Source organism: Polyangium fumosum, assembly GCF_005144585.1.
Classification (GTDB): domain Bacteria; phylum Myxococcota_A; class Polyangia; order Polyangiales; family Polyangiaceae; genus Polyangium; species Polyangium fumosum.
Map to the genome: position 1 here is coordinate 1 of NZ_SSMQ01000056.1, position 17,628 is coordinate 17,628.

The following is a 17,628-nucleotide window of genomic DNA, read 5'->3' on the forward strand; positions in this document are numbered from 1 at the left end:
GTCCACACCTGCATATGTCGCCAGCCGTGAAAATGTACCGACGGCTGGACCGACGCTGGTTAAATTGATCCCACAAAGTGGGATGTTGGAGCCGATGGTCCTACCGGATGGTTTATGGGATGACTTCTACTGCATCGAGAGCCTCATCGTGGGGATCGTCGGAACGACGCTGGTCGTCCTGCTGCCTGGGGATACGGCATGGCCGCTCCCGGCTTATTGCGCCCTCATGGCCGTCGTCGTGCTCGGCTTTGTCTGGCGGTTGGAAAAGGCCCCGAGGCTCCCGCCGGCGTGAACGAGGAGGCTGGAGGGGCGGCAAACACGCCGCCTCTCCGGCTTCGGCGCCCCGCCTCTTTCGCGAACGACCGTGTGGCAGGTACACTCTTGCATCGACCTGCGACGACCGGAGGCTCCGCATGAACCCCATGGAACTGCGCCAGCGTTGCCACACGTTTTTCTCGGGAGAAAAGCCGACCACGGCCGCCGAGGACTTCGCCGCCATGGCGCGCTGGTGCGAAGCGAACGACATCGCCCATGACGCCTACGGCGAGGGCGCGCTCGTGCAGGACTTCGAAAAGAAAATCGCTGAACTGCTCGGCTTCGAAAAGGCCGTCTTCTGCATCACCGGCACGATGGTGCAATCCGTCGCCTTGCGGCTCGCCTGCGAAGCCGCCGGCAGCCAGGTGGTCGCCCTGCATCCGACCGCGCACGTGCTGCTGCACGAGCGAGGCAACCATCAATTGCTCGACCATTTCAAGTCGCTGCACGTCGGGGATCCTTTCCGCACCTGGACCACCTCCGACCTCGAGGCCTGGCCCGATCGGATCGGCGCGGCGCTCTATGAATTACCGATGCGCGAGATCGGCGGACAGTTGCCGGGCTGGGCGGAGCTCGAAGCGCTCAAGGCGCATTGCCGGCAACGGAGCATTCACCTGCACATGGACGGCGCGAGATTGTGGGAAGCATCGGCCGGCTACAAGCGCTCGCTGAAGGAGATCGCGCAAGGCTTCGATTCGGTCTACGTCTCGTTTTACAAGGGCATCGGCGCGCATGCGGGCGCGATGCTGCTCGGCCGCGCGGATTTCATCGCGAAGGCCGACATGTGGATGAAACGCATGGGCGGAAACGTCTATCGCCGCTCGCCCTATGTCGTGTCGGCGGCGATGCGCTTCGACGAACGGCTGGCGAAGATGCCTGCCTACCTCGATCGCACCGAACGACTGTATGACGTACTGCGCGATTTTCCGCACCTGCAAGTCAATCCGGCGCGGCCACACGTCAACATGCTGCATGTGTATTTCCCGGTCGGCCGCGGGCGCCTGACCGAAATACGCAACGAGCTCGCGGCGGAGTACGGCATCTGGCTGTTCGGCGGCGCGAAACATGCCGCCTTGCCGGATCAGAGCGCGATCGAATGGTATGTGGGCGAAGCGTTGTCGACCCTGTCCGACGCGCGGGTCCGGGAGATTCTCGCGCTCGTGAGCACGCGCCTCTCGGTGCACCAACCTTCGCGACCGTCCTCCGCCGGCTCGGCCTGAGAGGCCGGTGCACAACGGGGCACAACATGTGCCTTCATGCGCCACAACCTACCTCTACATCGGCTCACACCTCATCAAAACCGGCTCAATCATCGGATTCTTGATTGGCACAGTTCATGCCTGGGGCCGGCGCACGATGACACGTTACGCTTTTCCTCTCCGCTCCCTTGTCCTTGGCGCACTCTCCTTGCTCCTGCCCCTTGGCTTGGTCGCTTGCGACGGTGAAATCAACGAGGACACCCCGCCGAACGACGTCCCTGCGCACGTCGATCTTTTCGCCTGCGGCGTGCAGCTCACCTGCCCTGCCTACTGCATTCACCTCTCCATTGCCGACTGTAGTAGTGGCGGACCGGAAACGCTGGGGTGCGCGGGTGAACTCTGGCTCGAAGGCGGGAGCGGAGCGCTCGAAGTGCACGACCGGCCGGGCCCCGGCAATTGGATGGGCGACAAGCTCACTTTGTTCTTGGGCGACGGCAAGGCGCTCGTCCAAAACCGAACGCGCAGTTGCCTCGACGCCCCCTGCGAGACGATTCCCTGGGAGCTCGGCGCGCACGAGCTGTGCGACGTGGCGACGCCGCCCGCTACCTGCCAGCCCGACAACTGCTCCGAACTTCCCGTCCTGGAAAACTGCGCTCCGCTCGAAACCGATTGGAGCTGCGGCGAGGTCGCGACGGCGATGTCCCCCATGCCGTGAGCTGGGCCGGCGGCAGGAAAACCTCCCAAAGCCTACCGCGTGGTCTCTTTGCCCTCGGGCCCCGCCCCTCCGAACGCGTACAAACGCGCGCCGGCGCCGCTTCCGTTTGACGATCCCGCCGGTGACGTGCGAGCAATCTGCCGATGGCATCGGCAGGCAAGCCCCATGGCGAGCGGCGCACCTTCATCGAGGAGGCGCGACGTGCGCAGATCATCGAGTGTACGATCGCCGTGCTCGCCAGCCACGGGTACGCGCACGCGTCGCTCGCGACGATCGCCGAGCGGGCGGGGATCAGCAAGGGCGTCATCTCGTATTATTTCGAGGGAAAAGAAGACCTGATCGCCCAGGTGCATGCCGAGACGATGACGCTCGTCACGAAGCTCGTCCTGCCTGCGGTGATGAAGGAGGCAAGCGCGTCGGACAAGCTGCGCGTTTACATCGAGGGCAGCATCTCGTTCGTGGAGACGCACGCCGCGCATGCCACAGCGCTGCTCGAGATCTGGAACGGCCTCCGCACGCCGGAGGGCCGTCCTGCGTTCGACGCGCGTGCGCACGAGCCGGGCCTCGAATTCCTGGAGGGCATCATGCGCCAGGGCCAGAAAGAGGGCGAGTTCCGCGCGTTCGCGCCGCGCGTCATGGCCCTCGCGATCCGCGGCGCGATCGACTGCGTCTTGCTTCAGCGGGTCGCTTATGGGGACAAGGTCGACCTCCGCGAAGCCGCGCGCGAGCTCGTGGCGCTCTTCGACGCGGCGATGCGAGACGTCGGGGGGCGTCGACCGACGCGCGACGCTCCGCCGCCTAAGGCGCGTCGTGGGCGTCGATGAACGACGAGAGGCGATCCCGGAGCATCGGGTCGATGATCGTCGTCAGATGCGTCCGACCCGGCACGATGACGGCCTCGAGGTCCGGTAGCTCCCGCCGCAAACGCGATGTGGTGGAGTAGGGCTTGTCGAATTCTCCGATGATCGACAATACCGGAAACTCGATCGCGCGCAGATCGACCGGCGGCGGCCACCACGTGCCGTGCCCCTTCGCGATGGCTTCCACGACGAGCGGATCCGGCGGCTCGCCGCCCATGGCCAATTCGAGGAGCTTTTCCTCATCGGGATCGGTCCCTTGCGGGTCCATCGCCTCGGCCTCCGCTCGGATGACCTCCTCTGTCTCTTCGAGGCCCATGGCGCCGAGGCTCGCCGTGAGGAATCGCTCCGGCGCGCGGTCCATCAATCCAAGCGTGATCGCACCCCCCATCGAATAGCCGCCGATGTGAGCCCGAGGGATGTCGAGGTGATCGAGCAGCTCGATCACGTCGGTCAGCATGCGTTCGCCGTACGCCGCCACGTCTTTCGGTTTGTCACTCTCGCCATGCCCCCGCTGATCGAGCAGCACGACCCGATGACGTGACGCGATTGCGCTGGAGATCCCGGGCGCGATCCAGTTCCCCTCCGCCGATCCCAGGAAGCCGTGCACGAGGACGACGGGGGAGCCGGTCCCTGCGTACTCCACGTAATGCAGCTTGATTCCATCTCTCGCCGAGAACCAGTGGTCGACAGGCTCGCTCGGCAGAGCCGGGGCCTCTGGTTCGTCCGCGTCTTCGGCGGTACAACCGAGCAACGAAGACGCAGCGACCGTGAGCGCAAGCAGTAAGACTTTCGACATAAGGATCCTCCTGGACGGGGATGGCCCGGCGCTGGACGAGCCGCGCACACGTCACCATCACCCGAAACGAAGTCGAGCCGTGGAAGCAAAGAATGCGAATGTTGCATCGACGACGACGCGCACGTGTTCCGCGCGCCGCCGGGACACGACGTCCTCCGAACCGTACGACGAGGCCAAGCATGAGGCAGCGCGCGCGTGTTGTCCAGGCGATTAACAATTTGACCCGTCGGTCAAATTTTAGGATACAAGGCCAACATCCGACCGCTCGTGTGGGGCAGAAGGATGCTGTTCCCGGCCGACGCTCCATCGCGCGCGCCGCCACCCGCGGTTGGCGGTCTGCGCTCGAATCCTCAACCCGGTTGCATCAACATCCGCGAGACGCAGAGCCCGTGCAAAGGAACGTTTCGTGCATGAGCTTTTGGCATGCGCGTATCGATTGCCTTGCTCTTCGTCGCCCCGCTGCTTTCTCCCCTCGGCTGTTCTGCCGACGTCCACCTCGATCGTTGTGATCCGGAGTTCTCGATGGAGCTCATGGCGGTGCCCCCCTCGAACATTTCCATCGGGGGCCGATGCCTGTCATCGGCGCCGCCGCTGCTTTCTTCGGGAGAATCGGCGTGCGCCGTGATCGTCGCCGAGCACGTGTCCGATACCTGCGCCTGCGATGCGGCCGCGGCGCGCATCCCCGTGGCGCCCGAACACGAGGCGGCTCTCGGGATGCTGCGCGAGACGGACCTCGCGCGCGAGCTCGATTGGAACTGCTTCTGCGAGATTCCTCAGCTCAGCGGCGCCGCGGCGGAGGGGTGTCGGACCGACACATCGAATCCCCCCATCGTCGACGACCACCCCGTCCATGGCTTCTGCTACATCGACCCAGCGCACGAGCCGCCGATCGGGAATCCGGAGCTGCTGGCGGTGTGCCCCGCGGAAATGCCGCGCGTGCTGCGTTTCGTGGGGACAGGCAAGGCATCTCCCAACGCGCTCGCCTCGGGCTCCCACGTCGCGGTGATGTGTCCAGCCCGCGTGTGCGCCAGCGGATCGGGGGAGTGACGATTTCAGTATCGCGGGCCCTCCGAGGAGCAAGCAATTGCAGCACTTGCCAACGGAAGAGCACAGCTCGTACCCTTGCGGGGATGTCGATGGAGGGATCATGCGCTGGGTCTGCTTAGCCATGTCGATGCTCGCGACGTCCGCGGGATGCACGCCGACGGTGGACATCGGCGGCGCGGGCGGGGGCGCCTCGACCTCCAGCGGTGGCATGGGCGGGAGCGATGCCACAACGGCCTCCAGCGCAAGCAGCGCAAGCTCCAGCAGCGCCAGCAGTTCCAGTTCCAGCAGCGCAAGCTCCGGCAGCGGGGGGAGCGGCGCCGGTGAACCATTCTGTGTGCCCGAGCTGCCCGCGCCGCCCATGATGACCGGCGTCGGCGACGCGCGGGTGGCGGATCTGAACGGCGATGGGAAGCCCGATATCGTCTCCCACGAGGGCACCAGCGTGCGCGTACACATCAACACCGGCGGCGGTACCTTCGCCGCTCCGGTGAGCCACGACGTGGGGGCGGTGTTTTACGATTGGGCGCTCGGCGATCTGAACGGCGACACGAAGCTCGATCTCGTCTTCAATGTCGTTGGGGGAGTGAGGGTGATGCTCGACGCCGGCGACGGCACCTTCGGCGCCGCGGTTGATGTCCCGATCGCAGGGGTCGCGGCGTACGAGCACGTGGCGCTGGGAGACCTGAACGGCGACGGAATGCTCGACATCACCGTGTCCACCAAGACCGGCGGCGGCCCCTTTTCCGTCACGATCGCCGGCGTGACCACGCTGCTCAACGCCGGTGACGGGTCCTTCTTCGCCGGCGCGGCGTACGAGTTCGAGATCTTTGCCAACGTCGGGTCGATCAGGCTCGGGGATCTGAACGGGGACGGCGCGCTCGACATCACCGTCAGCGAACACAGCGTCGGCGTGCTCTTCAACACGGGCGATGGGACGTTCGCGCCGTTGGTCGACCTCGGGTATCCCCATGTCGTCACCGATGTGGCGATATCGGATCTGAACGGCGATGGAGCGTTGGACCTCGTCGTCGCCGGCTATCCCAAAGAGTTCGTGAGCGTGCTGCTCGGTGCCGGAGACGGCACATTCGCCGCGCGCGTCGACCATCCGGTCACGACCGGCTCCAGCCTGGCCATCGCCGACGTGAACGGCGACGGAGCGCGCGATATCGTCTCGGTGTTGAACCGCGACGGCGTGGATGTGCTCTTCGGCGCCGGTGATGGCTCCTTCGCGCCCGCGGTCCATTACGCTTCCGGGAGCGGGCGCATCGATGTCGCGGACATGAACGGCGACGGAGAGCCCGATCTCGTCCTCGACCACGGCGCCGTGGGCCTCGTCTGGAACACCGGCGGCGGCGCCTTCGCCGCGCCGACGCGCTACCCGATCTCGACTGCGCCGGTGCTGTGGCCCTCCGAGACGCCTGCCACGGCAGCCATGGGCGATCTGAATGGGGACGGCAAGCTCGACCTCGTGGTCTCCCATTCCGGTGAGAACAACGTGACCGTCCTGCACAACGCCGGCGACGGCACCTTCACCGCGCCGGTCGTCTCCGCCGCAGGGTCCACGCCCAGCTCGGTGGCCATGGGGGATCTGAACGGGGACGGCAAGCTCGATCTCGCCGTCACGAACCAGTCCACCGGCACGGTGAGCGTCCTGCTCGCCACGGACGATGGAGCCTTCGCGGCCCCGGTCGGCTACGAGGTGGAGTCGAAGCCCAACTCGATCGTGATCGGCGATCTGAATGGGGACGACAAGCTCGATCTCGTCGCCGCCAACACGTCGAGCCCCAGCGTGAGCGTTCTCTTCAACAAGGGAAACGGCACGTTCGACGGCGCGATCCATCTCGTCACGCAGTCGCCCCCCAATGCCGTCGCTGCGGGCGATCTGAACGGCGACGGCAAGCTCGATCTCGCCGTCGCCTGCGCCACGGACCACAAAGTGAGCGTGTTCTTCAACGAAGGCGACGGGACGTTCGCCGCCCCCATCGCTCACGCCGTGGGCAAGGCGCCCGCCGCCGTGGCGATCGCGGATCTGAATGGCGACGGCAAGCTCGATCTCGCCGTCACCAATCGCGGCGACGGCACCCTCAGCGTGCTGCTCAACCAGGGCGACGGGGCCTTCCACGCGACGAGCTACTTCCCGATCGAGCTAGCCAGGTCCATCGCGGCGGGAGACATGAACGAGGATGGGAAGCTCGACCTGATCATTTCCTCGGCCACCGGCACAGTCCAACTGCTCTTCAATACCGGCGAAGGCACGTTCGCCCCCGCGCTCGTCTATATCGCCGTGCTCACGCCCCAGGCGGGGGCACTCGGGGACCTGAATGACGACGGCAAGCTCGACATCGCCCTCGCCATCGACGGGGGCAACGCCGTGACCGTCATGCTCAACAAGGGCTGTCCACCGTAACGGCAAGGAGGAACCGATACCATCCACCTCTACGGAGCCCCATGGCGCCCCAATGAAGGGCGCGGCGCCGCGGCCCGCTTCTGCCGAGGGACGAGATTGCGGCTGCCGACCGCCCATCGCACCCTCGGCGCATGTACCACCTGCCGAATCCCCCGGAGGTCTTCGAAGGCCGAACGGACGAGCGCGCGTGGCTCTGCGAGCGGCTCACGCAAAGCCCCCTCTCCATCCTTTGGGGCCCGGTCGGCCTCGGCAAGACGGGGCTCGCGCTGCGCGTCGCCGCGGACCTTCGATTCTCACGCGCCGCCTATCACTCGGCGCTCGACACGCCCGAGGACACGACCTTCCTCATCGGCCTCGGGCGGTGCCTCGCCGGGCTCGCCGGAGAGACGGTCGAATGGCTGGCGCAGGGGCGCTCGCGCGCCGATCTCATCCTGCTGAACATCGAGCTCGCCGAGCGCGCCCGCGCCGTCGTCCTCGTCGACGACCTCCACGCGGTCGATCACGACCTCACGGAACGGTTGCTCTTATCGATCAGCCGTCACGCGCGCGCGAGCCGTTTCGTCGTGATGACACGCACGCGCCCCCGCCACGAGGAGCTCGCGGACAAGGCGCTCCGCATCGAGCCGCTCCCCGAGGACGACCTCGTCCGGCTCGTGCGTCGCTGCGCGCCCTTGCGCTCCGCCCCCGAGGCGGCGGCCCTCGCGCGCGAGGCCATGGGCTCCCCCTTCCGCGCCCGCCGCTTGGTCCTCTCGCAGGGCGCCGATCCGGGCGGGTCGCTGCTCGTCGACCTCGGCGACGAGGCGAAACGCGCCGTGCAAGCCTTGCGGGTCCTCCGCTTCGCGGTCGCGTTGCCCGCGCACGTCGCGCGCGAGCTCGACGAACGCGGGCTGATCCGGCTCACGGCGGGCGGGGTTCGTCTCGACGATCGCCTGCGCTCGCTGGTGGACACCGAGCCCCTCGACGCCGAGGCGCGGCGTATCGCGCTTTCGCTGGTCCTCCACACCGAGGGCCCTGCCGCGGCGTTCGAGGCCGTGCGGCTCGCCATCGAGGAGGGCGACGCGGCGCTCGGCGCATCGCTGCTCGACGAGCGCCTGTTCACGCTCTGCGCGGCTGGGTATGCCGAGGGGCTCTTCGAGCTGCTCGGCCGCCTCGAAAGCCCGGCCCTGCTCGGGCATCGGCTCGGCTGCGCCGACTGGATCCACGGGGGCGCGTCGCTCGCATGGGCCACGGCCCTGCCCGAGCCCGCCGATCCCCACGTGCGCCTGCTCTGGTGCAGGTTGCTCGTGCATGGCGCCGCCGTCGCGCAGGCGCGCGACACGGCCCGCGCGCTCGCGGAGCACGGGCCGCTCGACGTCCAGACGGACGCGGCGTTGCTCCTCGCCGACATCCTCCGCCACACGGCGGAGGTCGACGCGTCGGTCGCCTTGCTCGAACGGATCGAGGTCCACAATCCCTCCCAGCGGATCGATCGCGACCTGCGGCTCGCGACCGCGCTCATGTTGCGCGGCGACTTCGCCCGCGCGACGGACATGCTCGCGTCCATGCCGGACCAGCTCCAGGGCCTCCGGGTCGAGGAGCGCCGCCGGCTGCGCGCCACGCTCGCCTCGGCGCTCCTCGCGTCTTCCCGCTTCCGCGAGCTCGAACGCGTGCTCGGCCCCGGCGAGCCGCCCGCCGATTGTCGCCCGACCGAGCTCTTCGCGCATCTCGCGCTGGCGGTCGAGCGCGGACGCTTTGGCCTGGGGCAGCGTCTCCTCGATCGCGTCGAGCCCTTCATCGACGAATCCGTCTACCTGCGCTTCGTCCACCGGTACAACACGCTCCGGTTGCGCCTCTTCGCGGGCCCCGGGCAAGGCCTGGAGGAGCTCGCGCGCGAGCTCGCCTTCGACGCCCCGCTCTTCAAGTTGCCGGAGCTCGTCGTGTGGGCCCTTTGCGCCAAGGCGGCCGTCGACGTCACGCATGCGCCGCCTGCCGCGCTCGCGGATCTGCCGGCCGGCATGGCGGTCCCGGAAGGAACGGCGCGGGTGCTGCACGAGGCGTGGCAGGGGATCGTCGCGGCACGTCGCGGCGCGGCGACGGCCTCGTTCACGGCGCCGCCGGACCTGCCGACCGACGTCGGGCTCGTCGCGCGACGCGCGGAGGCGGAGGCTGCGATCGCCCGGGAGGAGCTCGATCAGGCCGACGGCATCCTCGAAGGCGCGCTGGATATCGCCCAGCGCGAGGGCTTCGCGATCGAAGAGGCGAACCTGCTCGCCCTCCTGCTCGACGTCCGCCTCCTCCGCGCGGCGCGGGGCACGAGCGCGCGCACGCTCGTCGAGCTCATCGCGCGCATGCTTGCGCAGGCCGCGGAGCGACTCGGCTCGGCGCGCCTCGCCGCGGAGGCGCGCCTCGCGACGTGGCTCGTCTCGGACCGGAGGGACCCGGCCGTCCTCCTGGAGATGGCCGAAGACCCGGCCTCGCCCGTCGTGCGCCGGCGGGCGCGAGGGCTTCTCGGACGCGAGGTCACGCTCGACGCCTTGGACCGAAGAATCGTGGAGCGCTCGACCCACGCGGTGACGAGGAGTGAGGATCTGGTGGTGGTGGTGCTCGACCTCGAACAACGCACCCTGCGGCTGCCCTCGGGCAAGCAGGTGGACCTGTCGTCGGCGGACCTGCACGTGCGCATCCTGGAGGTCCTCGTGCGCGGCGGCGGGCGCGCGACGAAGCAGGACCTGGTCCTCGGCGCGTGGGGCCTCGCGAGCTACCATCCGCACCGCGATGACAAGCGACTCCAGGTCGCTGTCCACCGGATGCGGCAGGTGCTGGAAGAAAACCCGAAAGAGCCGGCGCTGCTCCTCCGCGACGGAGACGGCTACCGCCTCGGCGCGCCCGTGCGCCTCGGCCGCCTCGGCGCGCGCGCGATGTAACCGCCCGTAACCGGAAGCGCGCCCGACCGAGGTGCATAGTGCTCTCCGTCAACCCAACGCGCTCTCTTGCAGCGCGGAAATCGATAACGGAGGCACCATGTCTCGTTTTGCTGGTCTGTGTATGCTCCTTGCCCTGGCTCCCCTTGCTTGCGTGGCCTCGCCGGGCGCGGAGGACGAGATGGAAGACGCGCTCGACGAGACGGTGTCGAGCAGCGCGTCGGCGATCACCACCGGGACCGAGGAGCTGTTCGAGAGCAACATCACGACCGGCGCGCTCACGGCGACGCAGATTCGCACCAAGTACAGCTCGAAGCCTGCCACGTTCGGCAACTTCGTGCTGGGCATGCGTCAACGATCGTGCGGAACGAGCGGTTGTGGAGCCTGGCAGGGCGCCACGATCCCCGTGTACGAGCAGAGCAACGTGCTGGGCGACGCGTACGATTTCAGCGTCCCCATGGCAGTGAACGGCTTGGCACAGCTCAAATATGGGACCGGGACCAATGCCAAGAATCCGGTCGTGTACGGAACGGCGTATGTCACCCCTGCCTGGTACAACGGGCAATGCTGGGTGACCTTCAACGGCATGTTCAAGACGGCGTCCGGCAAGACGACGGCGACCATCTCCCATGACTATCAATGCATCGCGAACGGCAAGATTGCGGACAATCGGATCCTCCCGAAGCTCCCCCACGCGGCCGTGAATGCCACTCGCTTCATCGCCCGCAGCGACATCAGCGAGACCACGCCGCTCTCGGACGGGAGTTATGAAGAGCGCCAGTACGCGATTTATGCGCGGCTCGACCCGGCAGAGACGACGACGCTGGTCGTCGGCGACGACGGCTCGCTCAGGGCGAGCTGGTGAAGCGAGCGAAGGGCGCGGCTTCGCCACCTACCCGCGGCGCCCTCAACGCGCCTCGAGCCGGGCGCCCCCGCCGAGGAAGCGCTTCGCCGCCTCGTGCTTCACCACGCGCGTCGGCGCGCACAGCCTCAATTTCCCGCCCTCGACGCGATCGACCTTCGGCGCGCCCAGATAGGGCGATGAGAGGAACGCGCTCCGCTCGATGCACACCTCCTTCGCCCCGGCCGCGGGCTTCGGGACGTTGATCTCGCGCCGCACCTTCGTGACGACGTGCCCCGTCTCGGCGGCGAGCGCGGTGCCCGCCGCGAGATACCAGCGCTCCACGCCGAGCACCCCACCGAATCCGAAACCCACGCCCCCGCTTGGCCCGGGACCGGGCGCTTCGTACGCTCTGACCTCGGCCTTCGCCGCGAGCACCGTCGCCGAGCCACACGGGCCCGACAACGGAAACCCGACCTGCGCACCCTTCGGCTCGACCGTCGCGGCCAGCGGCGCCATCAGCCAGATCCGCAGCGGCACGCGCGTCTCGGCGAAGCCTACGTCCTTCGCGTGCAGCGCGAACTTCGGCTCGAATGTCTCCCACGTCTCCTTCGGCGGCGTGAGGTACGCGTGCCCGATCGACGCCGCGGGCAACACGACCGGCAGCCACGCGAACGTGAACCCGACGAGCGAGCGCCCGTCCGCGAGCGGCACGATCGGCGCTCCGGGCAACACCTCGATCTTGCTTCCGTCGGGGTAGGACGCCGTGAATTTCGTCGTGACGACCGGCGCGAGATCCTCGCGCTTCACGAACAGCCGGAGCCGCTCGACATCGAACTGGCTCCGCAGGTGGAACCACGCGCAGTTGGTGACATCGTTTTGCGCACCGTCGAGGAACGGCGGCTCGACCTCGACGAATGCCCCCTTCGCCGCGACCACCCGCATCGGCACCGCCTCCGCGACGTGATCCTTGCGCGCATCGAGCTTCGCGAGCTGGAGCCGCGGCGCGTCCTCCATCGCCGCCAGGTAAAACGGCGCATCGACCCATACCAGCACGCTGCCCGCGAGCGGCGCGGAAAGCGGCGCACCTTGGGGCTCGGCGCGCTCCAGCACCGGCGCCGCGGGCTTCTCGGCCGGCGGCGGAGGCGGGACGGGCGCGGGGGGCACCGGCTCCGGCGCAGGCGTAGGCGCAGGCCGCGCCGCCACGACGACCGGCGCCGGCTCCTCGGCGACCGGCGCTGAACTCCCGCCACAACCCACGAGCACGATCGCCACGGCGATCGTGCTGAACCGCAACACGTACATGCCGAGATACAATCAGTTCCCGCCCACAAACGCTACCTTGCTGCGCTGCGGCGGGTTGCGATCGATGTATCGGCCCGCCCGTCGGACACGTCCGGCCATCCTTAACGAATTCGCTGCGGAAGAATGGGATGCGCCCTCCTGGCCACCTCCTCATACCACACGCGGCGCCCTTGCCATGCCGATGCTCATGAGCAATAAAAGGTCCCCTCACCCTGGAGATGACATGATGAACAAATCGCGCTTCCTTGCAATCGGTCTCCTGGCTGCCCTCGCCGTGCCCGCGTGTGCTGCGCAGGATTCTACGCTGCCGGAGGAGACGGGGTCGGCCGCCTCCGCCGCTGCGGCGACCCGAATCTATGCCTCGGAGGGAGACCTCGACTTCTCCTTCGAGACGCTCGGCACTTTCGAAGAGCGCGACGGCGTCCGCGCCCTCATTTTTCGCGGCACCGCGAACCGCTACCTGAAGAACGTGTTCAGCTTCGTGCCCGATGACGCCTTCGGGCAAGCGAACATCATCAGCGAGCGCCGGCTCGAAGTCGTGATCCACGAGGGCCACGAGCTGAATAGCTTGCTCTCGGGCCTGCCGCTCTTCGTCTCCATCAACACCTTCACGGGCACGCCCAACCAGTACACCGCCCGCGTCGAGATCGGGGCGCGTTTTTACGATTTCCTCGGGGCGAGTGACCTCTGGATCGACGAGGTCGTGCAGCCCTTCTACGCCGTCAACGGCATCGATAACGTCGTCTATCGCGGCGGCGTCGACGTGCTCGGAAACCCGCTCACCGTCACGGCGCCCGACGGCGCGCCGTCGGTCTTCCCCGTCGACGCGAATAGCTACCGCCTCGACTGGTCATACGCGAATCTGCACGACGCCATCGATCCGCACACGCAGCACCTCTCCTTCAGCGCGACGCGCCCCAACGGCACCGTCGCGAACAAGACGGCGCGCCTCGTCGCGCGCGTGACGGGCCTCGCCCTCACCTCCGGCGACCCCTACGAAGTATGGCAGACGCCCCCGTGTGAGCCGGCCGTTTATAGCTGCTACCACAGCCAACCCGCGGGCACGACCGACTTCGCGGCGTGTGGCACCTACCGCCAGGTGCAGCGCTGCGTCTATGCGAATGCGTGTGACGTGAACCAGGAGCCCCTCTCGCTCTCCCCGCTCGACGCTGCCTCGCTCGAACCGGCACGCGCGGCGTGGAACCAGGGATCGACCGGCTACAACTGGCGCAACCTCCAGCCCGTCGCCGCCTACGACACGCCGGAGTGCCCGGAATCGCCGATCACGATCGCGAGCGTGATCGACGAAATCGCCTCGACGGATCAGAACCAGCCGGCCGTCGAATACGGCACGTTCACCGATCGCGCCGGCCTCTCTTCGACCACGTTCTTCGGATCGAACGGCGGCAGCGCCCTGCTCGCCGCGATCGACGCGTTCGCGGGCGGCGGCAACATCGAGGCGTGGCACTACAGCGAGCAGGTCTCGTGCCACAACTGCACCGACAACATCACGCGCGTCGTGCTCTTCTACCCGGATAGCGGCGTGGTCCTCGTCCTCGACGGCAATTACGGCTACGATTCCTGATCGGAAACCGGACGGGTCCTGCGATCCGACCGACGGCCTCTCAGCCTCCCCGACCAGCCTCGAACGCGCGGACGGCGTCGAATCCGCGCGCAGCGAAACGAGGCGCATAATCACGCTCCAGCGTTCGCTCCACGATCTTGCCGTACCGCGCCGGAGGCATGAGCCCCCAGGCACGATCCTCCGCGGCAATCGCGTCATTTCCCTTTGCGCTGGGTGGCGCGTAGTTCCGCTGCAGGCGCCCGAACATCGCCGGCAGCTCGGCATCGACGAGGCGTCGCACATCGTCGGCAAAGGGAAATTCGAGGAAATGGTCGAGCATGCTCCAGCCGAAGTCCCGGTGCCGGACCTCGTCGCGCAATACGCGGTCGAGCGTGCGCCGCGCTTGGGGTACGGTGCACCCTTCGCGCAGCACCTTGAACAGCGGCACCGCCACCGTTTCGCCCAGGCAAAACACCTCGATCCCTGCGCGCGCCGCGGCCAGGTGAAGGGGCTCCGACGAACTGCGGCGCAGCCCGAGCGTCTCCTGGGCGAGGACAGGCGCCTCCTTTCCGCCGGCCGCTCGGTATGTCGCGTGGCTCATGCGGGCGTGGGCGAGCTCGTCCTTGACGATACGTAGACCGTCGTGGATGAGGTCGGGCGAGACGCCGAGCTGGATGAGCCAGAGCGTCAGGTGCTGCGTGATCGCAGCCGAGCGGTATTCGGCGTGCACGCGGCGGAGCCATTCGGCGCGGACCGCGTTGCTCGCGGCGGCGCGTGGAGCGCGCTTCGAGGAGGGCGAGGGCATGGCAGGTTCAGGGGCTCGGCGATAGGCATACCGAAACGGTCATGCCGCAAGCGTCGCACGCCAGGTTGTAGCAGGGATCGATGACCGCTTCCTGGCACGTCTTGTCGTCGCCACACGTGACGCCGACGCAGTCCACCTTGGCAAAACAGCCAGCCTGCGGAAGAAGGGGAGGCTCGCAGCCCGGGACGAGCCAGCGGCAGTCCTCGGTCGCGCTGCACTCCGCCTCGGTCGCGAGGGCCTGGCACGTGTCCGGGGGATTGTCGGGCGGGATCGGGGGATTGCACGGAATCCCCGCATCGACGACCCAGACGTCGTCTTTGCACGTGGCCTTTGCGGGTTGAGGACCGCAGCCGACATTGAACTCGTAGTCGCACGTGAGGTCGCCGCTACAAGCCTCTCCCTGCAACGGCTGCTCGGGAGGACAGGAAGGCGCCTCGGTGGGAGGCGGGTTCGACGTGACGGTCGTCTCGATACAACCGGGCAACAACGCGACGGTCGCCACCTGGGCAAAGGTAATGACGAAGGGCTTTCGTCGAGGCTTCTGCTTGCGGGGAAGAGGCATGGTCGTTCTCTCCAAGGATGGCGCAAGATGGCGCAACGGGCGCGAGAATAGGCTCGACGGGACGAGCCATGCAACAACCGTGCGTTCAGCGGCGCCGGGTTCCTGATGTGCCGTGGGAATTCGAGCGCTGGCCTTCCTCACGCCCGCAGCACGCGCTCACTCTCGTCCGCCCAGCTCAACCACGCGCGCTCACGCGTGATGCCGAGGCGCAGCGTCAGATAGATCATTTTTTTCCACCGCGGCATCGTGTCGACCGGCTCCGCATAGTGCTGCGCCGCGATCGCCTCGTAGGTGGCGAGCAGCGCCGCATGGTGCTCACGCGCGAGCGCGAGCTGGGCACGTAGATCCTCGATGCCGACAAGCTCGGCCGCGAAAAACTTGATCATCAGCGGGTCGGCGTGCCGGGGCGCCTCGGGCGGCTCGCGAAACCAGTCGGCGAACGCACGCCGGCCTTTCGCCGTGATCGTGTACACCTTCTTGTCCGGCTTGCCCTGCTGCGCGACTTCCTTGAATCGCACGAGCCCCGCCTCGGCGAGCGTCGCGAGCTCGCGATACACCTGCTGGTGTGTCGCGCGCCAGTAGAAACCGGCGACTTCGTCGAACTCCTTCGTGATCTCGTAGCCCGTGGACGGGCGCGCGCCGACGACGGCCAGGATCAAATGCTTCAGGGACAAGGCGAGGCTCCTCCGATCGGTCTACGTATGCACAGAGTTGCATATCCCGACGCCGGATGCTAGGACCTATGCCACAAGGTGCATATGTGGTCGCGATGCCTTCGCTGAAGACGCCTTCTTCCGAGCCCATGCGCTGGGTGATCCTCGCCCTCGGTACGCTCGCGCTCTGCTTCTCCAACGGCGTTCACGCCAACGTCGTCGCGGCGTGGGTCGCGCCGGCTTTGATGTTGCGCTTCGTGATGATGTCGCCGCCGCGCTCCGGATTCGCCGTGACGGCGGTCGCGTGCGCCGTCGCCTCCTTCGTCACGTTCCGAGGCGCCATTCCCATGCCGGACGTGGAGTACGCCGTCACGAGCGTGATCTCCGGCCTGTTCGGCGCGATCCCTTATTTGCTGCACCGCCTCGTGGCCCCGCGCCTCGGAGGCGTACCGGGCTCCCTCGTGTTCCCTGCGGCAAATGTCACGCTTCTCTACGTGGTCTCTCTCGGCAGCCCGTTCGGCACGTGGGCGAACGACGCGTACGTCGAGCTCGATTTCCTGCTGCTCTCGGAGCTCGCGTCGGTGACGGGGCTGTGGGGCGTCGCGTTCTTCGTTGCGTGGTTCGGAAGCGCAGTGCAGGGGCTCTTCGAATCTCGCGCGCCTCGCGAGAACCGAGCGCTCGCTGCGTTCGGCGGATGCTTGCTCCTCGCGCTCGGTTACGGCACCTGGGCCCGGTATACGCCCCTGCCCCCGCGTCCAACCGTGCGCGTCGCAGCGCTCAGCAATCCTTCGACCCTGAGTGACCTCTTCTTCCAAGGCTGCGCCTCACGCGAGGACACCACCTGCCGCGCCGAACACAGCCGCGCACGTCTCGACGTCCTCTTCGAGATGTCCAAAACCGCCGCACAAAAGGGCGCGCGGGTGATCGTCTGGTACGAAGGCGCGGCGCAATACGACGAAGGACTCGAGCCCGCGTTCGTCGCGCGCGCCCAGGACTTCGCTCGCCAACACGACGTCCATCTCGTCGCCGGCGCCCTCCAGGTCCCCCGGGATCCCAACGCGCTGATGACCAACAAGGCGATGGTGTTCACGCCCGAGGGCCGCCTCGCGTTCGAATACGTGAAATCGATCCCGGTGCCTGGCGAGCCGATCGTCGCGGGCAAGGGCGAGGTGCAAACGCTCGACACGCCGTACGGACGCCTCGGCGTGATCATCTGCTTCGACGCCGACTTCCCCGCGCTCGGCCGCCAGGCTTCGCAGCGCGGCGTCGATCTGCTGCTCGTGCCGGCCAACGATTGGCGCGCGATCACGCCGCTGCACGGCGAGATGACGGTGTTCCGCGCGATCGAGGGCGGCTTCAGTCTCGTGCGGGCCGCGAGCAACGGCCTGTCGGTCGCGACCGACGCGCGCGGCGTGCGCCTCGGGTCGAACGATTCCTTCGCCTCGCCTGGCGCCATCTTGTACGCCGACGCGCCGATGGCGGGCCGCGCGACCCTTTACGCCAGATACGGCGACGTTTTTGCTTCCCTCTGCGCCCTCGCGCTCGCAGCCCTCACAACCAGCGCAATCGGGTCGGCTCTTCGGCGGCGGGGCGAGCAAAGTCGATGAACTGCACCGAGCACCGACACGAGCGCCGAGCCGTGGCACGCCTTCGTACGCG

General features: G+C 67.6%; 15 protein-coding genes and 1 pseudogene. 11 read left to right on the forward strand and 5 right to left on the reverse strand.

All coding sequences use genetic code 11. The features are described from left to right. The 4 genes and pseudogenes from E8A74_RS54280 to E8A74_RS37605 all read left to right on the forward strand — a co-directional run. A pseudogene (locus tag E8A74_RS54280) lies at nt 1-292 on the forward strand (hypothetical protein); the annotation flags it as partial. A gap of 130 nt (nt 293-422) precedes the next feature. Then, complete coding sequence (locus E8A74_RS37595; protein WP_211365539.1) at nt 423-1,535, forward strand: threonine aldolase family protein; 1,113 nt, start codon at nt 423-425, stop codon at nt 1,533-1,535. Nucleotides 1,536-1,722: 187 nt separating this feature from the next. Continuing rightward, nucleotides 1,723-2,229 carry a hypothetical protein gene (locus E8A74_RS37600; protein WP_136933924.1) on the forward strand — a complete coding sequence of 169 codons (507 nt, stop codon included), beginning with the start codon at nt 1,723-1,725 and terminating at the stop codon, nt 2,227-2,229. Nucleotides 2,230-2,372: 143 nt separating this feature from the next. Continuing rightward, nucleotides 2,373-3,053: a TetR/AcrR family transcriptional regulator gene (locus tag E8A74_RS37605; protein ID WP_136933925.1), complete on the forward strand. Its 681-nt coding sequence runs from the start codon at nt 2,373-2,375 to the stop codon at nt 3,051-3,053. Here E8A74_RS37605 and E8A74_RS37610 read toward each other — a convergent pair. Further along, complete coding sequence (locus E8A74_RS37610; RefSeq protein ID WP_136933926.1) at nt 3,028-3,885, reverse strand: alpha/beta fold hydrolase; 858 nt, start codon at nt 3,883-3,885, stop codon at nt 3,028-3,030. The genes E8A74_RS37605 and E8A74_RS37610 overlap by 26 nt on opposite strands. Nucleotides 3,886-4,308: 423 nt before the next feature. Here E8A74_RS37610 and E8A74_RS37615 point away from each other — a divergent pair, with 423 nt between their 5' ends. The 5 genes from E8A74_RS37615 to E8A74_RS37630 all read left to right on the forward strand — a co-directional run bounded on the left by E8A74_RS37615 (nt 4,309) and on the right by E8A74_RS37630 (nt 11,104). After that, nucleotides 4,309-4,932, forward strand: coding sequence for a hypothetical protein (locus E8A74_RS37615; RefSeq protein WP_136933927.1), 624 nt, complete (start codon nt 4,309-4,311; stop codon nt 4,930-4,932). A gap of 147 nt (nt 4,933-5,079) precedes the next feature. After that, entirely contained in the window at nt 5,080-5,256 is a 177-nt protein-coding gene (locus tag E8A74_RS53190) for a hypothetical protein (protein WP_170229665.1), read from the forward strand. A gap of 10 nt (nt 5,257-5,266) precedes the next feature. Beyond that, nucleotides 5,267-7,339, forward strand: coding sequence for an FG-GAP repeat domain-containing protein (locus E8A74_RS37620; RefSeq protein WP_170229666.1), 2,073 nt, complete (start codon nt 5,267-5,269; stop codon nt 7,337-7,339). 131 nt (nt 7,340-7,470) lie between these two features. Continuing rightward, nucleotides 7,471-10,242, forward strand: a complete 2,772-nt coding sequence (locus E8A74_RS37625) for a helix-turn-helix domain-containing protein (protein ID WP_136933929.1) — start codon at nt 7,471-7,473, stop codon at nt 10,240-10,242. Between the two features lie 97 nt (nt 10,243-10,339). Next, nucleotides 10,340-11,104, forward strand: coding sequence for a hypothetical protein (locus E8A74_RS37630; RefSeq protein WP_136933930.1), 765 nt, complete (start codon nt 10,340-10,342; stop codon nt 11,102-11,104). Nucleotides 11,105-11,146: 42 nt separating this feature from the next. Here the strand turns inward: E8A74_RS37630 and E8A74_RS37635 are convergent, their stop codons facing one another. Then, nucleotides 11,147-12,385, reverse strand: a complete 1,239-nt coding sequence (locus tag E8A74_RS37635; RefSeq protein WP_136933931.1) for a hypothetical protein — start codon at nt 12,383-12,385, stop codon at nt 11,147-11,149. Between the two features lie 223 nt (nt 12,386-12,608). Between E8A74_RS37635 and E8A74_RS37640 the strand changes: the two genes are divergently transcribed. Next, a complete protein-coding gene (locus tag E8A74_RS37640) occupies nt 12,609-13,970 on the forward strand; it encodes a hypothetical protein (protein WP_232379930.1) in 1,362 nt (453 codons plus the stop codon). A gap of 40 nt (nt 13,971-14,010) precedes the next feature. Here the strand turns inward: E8A74_RS37640 and E8A74_RS37645 are convergent, their stop codons facing one another. The 3 genes from E8A74_RS37645 to E8A74_RS37655 form a co-directional block, all read right to left on the reverse strand. Then, nucleotides 14,011-14,754: a ferritin-like domain-containing protein gene (locus tag E8A74_RS37645; protein ID WP_136933932.1), complete on the reverse strand. Its 744-nt coding sequence runs from the start codon at nt 14,752-14,754 to the stop codon at nt 14,011-14,013. A gap of 7 nt (nt 14,755-14,761) precedes the next feature. Continuing rightward, nucleotides 14,762-15,316 (reverse strand): hypothetical protein, encoded by a 555-nt coding sequence (locus E8A74_RS37650; RefSeq protein WP_136933933.1) that lies wholly within the window; start codon nt 15,314-15,316, stop codon nt 14,762-14,764. Nucleotides 15,317-15,453: 137 nt separating this feature from the next. Next, the gene (locus E8A74_RS37655; RefSeq protein ID WP_136933934.1) at nt 15,454-15,990 is read right to left on the reverse strand and encodes a PadR family transcriptional regulator; all 537 of its coding nucleotides are present in this window, start codon (nt 15,988-15,990) and stop codon (nt 15,454-15,456) included. A gap of 95 nt (nt 15,991-16,085) precedes the next feature. Between E8A74_RS37655 and E8A74_RS37660 the strand changes: the two genes are divergently transcribed. Further along, nucleotides 16,086-17,576, forward strand: a complete 1,491-nt coding sequence (locus tag E8A74_RS37660; protein WP_170229667.1) for a nitrilase-related carbon-nitrogen hydrolase — start codon at nt 16,086-16,088, stop codon at nt 17,574-17,576. The last annotated feature ends 52 nt before the right edge of the window (nt 17,577-17,628 follow it).